Annotated in this window: 5 protein-coding genes and 1 pseudogene; 1 reads left to right on the forward strand and 5 read right to left on the reverse strand. The window is 72.3% G+C overall.

Annotated elements, in window-relative coordinates:
- From HUU95_RS11125 to HUU95_RS11135, 3 genes and pseudogenes are all read right to left on the reverse strand, one after another.
- Window positions 1–233: pseudogene (locus HUU95_RS11125) on the reverse strand (tRNA (guanosine(37)-N1)-methyltransferase TrmD); the annotation flags it as partial.
- Window positions 230–607 (reverse strand): type II toxin-antitoxin system VapC family toxin, encoded by a 378-nt coding sequence (locus HUU95_RS11130; protein WP_174280176.1) that lies wholly within the window; start codon window positions 605–607, stop codon window positions 230–232. The pseudogene HUU95_RS11125 and the gene HUU95_RS11130, both read right to left, overlap by 4 nt.
- Window positions 600–854, reverse strand: coding sequence for an AbrB/MazE/SpoVT family DNA-binding domain-containing protein (locus tag HUU95_RS11135; protein ID WP_174280177.1), 255 nt, complete (start codon window positions 852–854; stop codon window positions 600–602). The genes HUU95_RS11130 and HUU95_RS11135 overlap by 8 nt, the downstream gene beginning before the upstream one ends.
- 53 nt (window positions 855–907) lie before the next feature.
- On the opposite strand from HUU95_RS11135, the gene HUU95_RS11140 reads away from it, so the two are divergent.
- Window positions 908–1813 carry an NAD(P)/FAD-dependent oxidoreductase gene (locus HUU95_RS11140; RefSeq protein ID WP_174280178.1) on the forward strand — a complete coding sequence of 302 codons (906 nt, stop codon included), beginning with the start codon at window positions 908–910 and terminating at the stop codon, window positions 1811–1813.
- Between the two features lie 6 nt (window positions 1814–1819).
- Here HUU95_RS11140 and prsR read toward each other — a convergent pair whose 3' ends face one another.
- Complete coding sequence (prsR, locus tag HUU95_RS11145; RefSeq protein WP_174280179.1) at window positions 1820–3166, reverse strand: PEP-CTERM-box response regulator transcription factor; 1347 nt, start codon at window positions 3164–3166, stop codon at window positions 1820–1822.
- A partial coding sequence (locus HUU95_RS11150) for an ATP-binding protein (protein ID WP_254602753.1) occupies window positions 3163–3537 on the reverse strand: 375 nt, incomplete at its 5' end. The genes prsR and HUU95_RS11150, both read right to left, overlap by 4 nt.

Raw genomic sequence — 3537 nt, forward strand, 5'->3', positions numbered from 1 at the left:
CGCGGCACGCTGTCCAGCGCGGCGGCGAGCACGTCCACGCGCAGCACCATGCCGGCGCCGCCGCCCGCCGGCGTGTCGTCCACCGAACGGTGCCGGTCGGTGGCGAAATCGCGGATCTGCACGGTGTCGAGCGCCCACCGCCCCCCCGCCAGCGCCCGTCCCGCCAGCGAAGCCCCAAGCGGCCCGGGGAACATGTCGGGATAGAGCGTGAGAACGGTGGCGGCGAAGGTCACCGGGTCCAGTTCTCGACGGTCAAGCCGGGCACGTCCGCGAAATCGGCTTCGTTGTGCGTCACCACGATCAGTCCCAGCGACAGGGCATGCGCGGCGATCAACCGGTCGAGACGCGCGCGCTTGAACGGAACCTGCACGTTGGCGAAGGCCGCCGCGAGATCGAACGGGACCGGTTCGATCCGCCGGACCAGATCGGCCAGGCCCGCCTCCTTGCCCTTCGCGCGCGCGCCCACCAGCGCTTCCGCGACGCACAGCGTGGACGTGACCACCGCTCCCACGTCTTGCTGCTGGACGCGCTGCCGCAACGGCGGGTGAGCGCCGCACAGCAGGTGGATCAGCGCGTTGGTGTCCAGCAGATAGCGTGGCTCAACCATGCGGGTGGGCGTCATCGGTGCCGTACCGCAGTTCAACCCGATCGACCTCCTCCAGCCAGGGCTGGGAGCCCCAGATGCCGGTCAGGTCGATCTTGCCGGCCGGCACCTCGGCCGTCTCGAACACGAATTTGCCCGCTTCCTCGCGCACGACCATCTCGGTCCCCTCGACGATACCGAGCGCCTTCGGCAGCCGCAGCGCGACCGAATTGCCGGACTTGAACACCTTGGCCCTGTATTCGTTACCCATGCCGAGTGCTCCTGTGCATACGGCGGGTATATACAGGGTCAGAGGAACGCAAGGTGGACGATTGCATCATCATCGGTGGCGGGCCGGCGGGCCTGACGGCCGCGATCTATCTGGCGCGCTTCCACCTCAGGGTGCGGCTGTTCGACAGCGGATCGAGCCGGGCGGCGACGATCCCGTGCACGCGCAACCATGCCGGCTACCCGGGCGGCATCCCGGGCGTCGACCTGCTGTTGCGGATGCGGCGGCAGGCGGAGGAATATGGCGTCGTGCGCGAGGCGGCGGCGGTGAGCGGCATCGAGCGGGCGGGCGAGACGTTCGCGGTGGCGGTCGGGGCCGAGCGACACGAGGCGCGGACGGTGCTGCTGGCGACCGGGGTGGTCAACCATCGGCCGGCGATGGACGAGACGATGCACCGCGACGCGGTGCAGGCGGGGCTGATCCGCTATTGCCCGATCTGCGACGGGTATGAGGTGACCGACAAGCGCGTCGGCGTCATCGGCACGGGCGACCACGGCATGCGCGAGGCGCTGTTCCTGCGCGGCTACACGCGCGACGTCACGCTGGTCGCCCCCGGCGCGGCGCACGAACTGGACGCGAGCTGCCAGGCCAAGCTGGACGCGGCGGGGATCGCGCATGTCGACGGGCCGTGCGGCGGGTTCGCGATCAAGGACGACCGGTTCGCGTTCGACACCGCCGGCGGGCGGCTGTCGTTCGACAGCGTCTACCCGGCGATGGGCTCGCACATCCGGTCGGAACTGGCGGTCGGCGCGGGCGCGCGGGCGACGGCCGAGGGCTGCCTGGAGGTGGACGACCATCAGCGCACGACGATTTCCGGCCTGTTCGCGGCCGGTGACGTGGTGAAGGGGCTGGACCAGATCAGCCATGCGATGGGCGAGGCGGGCGTCGCGGCGACGGCGATCCGCAACCTGCTCGCCGAACGCGCGCCGTTATGGCGATAGGCGCCATCAGGCCTGGAGGTCGTAGCCCTTCAGCAGGTCGTACAGCGTCGGCCGGCTGATCCCGAGCAACCGCGACGCGCCGGCGATGTTGCCGTCGGTCCGCGCCAGCGCGCGCGCGATCGCGCGCCGGTCGGCGGTCTCACGCACGTGGCGCAGCTTGATCGGCTCGGCGTCGGGCAGGGCGGCGAGGTCGAGATCGGCGGCGGTGACGCGCCGCCCTTCCGCCAGGATCACCGCGCGCTTGACCCGGTTCTCCAGCTCGCGGACGTTGCCCGGCCACCGCCATGCGTCCGCCGCCGCGCGCGCGTCGGGCGCCAGCCCCGTCACCCTGGGATTGAGCGCCGTCGCGTAGCGCGTCACGAAATGCCGGACGAGCAACGCCGCATCGCCGGTCCGCTCCGCCAGCGCGGGGATACGCACCACGATCTCCGCCAGCCGATAGTAGAGATCCTCGCGGAAACGCCCATCGGCGACCATCGCGTCAACGTCCCGATGCGTGGCGGCGACGACGCGGCAATCGACCGTGATCGGCCGGCGCCCGCCCACCCGCTCCACCACGCGCTCCTGCAGGAAGCGCAGCAGCTTGACCTGGATCGCGGGCGGCACGTCGCCGATCTCGTCGAGGAAGAGCGTACCGCCCGCCGCCTGCTCGATCTTGCCCTCCACCGTCCGCACCGCGCCGGTGAACGCGCCCTTCTCGTGCCCGAATAGCTCGCTTTCGAGCAGCGGCTCCGGGATGGCGGCGCAGTGGAGCGGGACGAACGGCCTGCCGGCCCGGCGCGAGGCGGCGTGCAGCCCGCGCGCGAGCAGCTCCTTGCCAGTCCCGCTCGCGCCCAGCAGCAGCACGGAGACATCGGCGGGCGCGACCCGCTCCAGCGTCCGCGTCACCGCCGTCATCTCGGGCGAGGCATAGACCATGCCGCCGAACCCGCTCGGCGCCGCCGCCGCCACGAGCCGCCGGTTCTCCGCCTCCAGCGCATGGACATGGAACGCGCGCGCCACGATCAGCCCGAGCTGGTCGATGTCGATCGGCTTGGCGTAGAAGTCCCACGCGCCGTCCGCGATCGCCTGCAACGCGCTCGCCCGCGCGCCGTGGCCGGAGGCGACGATCACCTTGGTGCCCGGCGCCGCCGCCAGGATCGCGTGCAGCGTCGCGAAGCCCTCGCCCGTCCCGTCCGGATCGGGCGGCAGCCCCAGATCGAGCGTCACCACGGCGGGCGCATGCTCGGCCACCGCCGCCAGCGCCTCGGCGCGGTCGCCCGCCACCACCACCTGATGGCCGTCATAGGCCCAACGTAGCTGGCGTTGCAGCCCCGGATCGTCCTCCACGACGAGCAGCACCGGCCGGCTCATGCCGCCGCGTCCAGCGCGACGACGCCGGGCAGCGTGATCGTCACGGTGGTGCCGACGCCCTCGCGGCTGTCGACCGCCAGCGTGCCGCCCATCGCGCGCACCCAGACGCGCGCCTGATAGGCGCCGATCCCGAACCCGCCCGGCCTGGTGGAATGAAACGGCCGGAACAGCTCGTCGCGCACGAACGCCGGCGTCATGCCGGGCCCGCGATCCTCGATCTCGATCCGCACGGTGGCACCGGCCGTCCGCGTTCGCAGCGTCACCGGCCCGCCCGCCTCGGCCGCGTTCTGGATCAGGTGGCGGAGCAGCTGCTCCAGTCGGCCGGCATGCGCCGCCGCCCAGCCCGCGCCGGCCTCGACCGCATGCCCGCC

Source organism: Sphingomonas bacterium (genome assembly GCF_903643065.1).
GTDB lineage: Bacteria > Pseudomonadota > Alphaproteobacteria > Sphingomonadales > Sphingomonadaceae > Sphingomonas.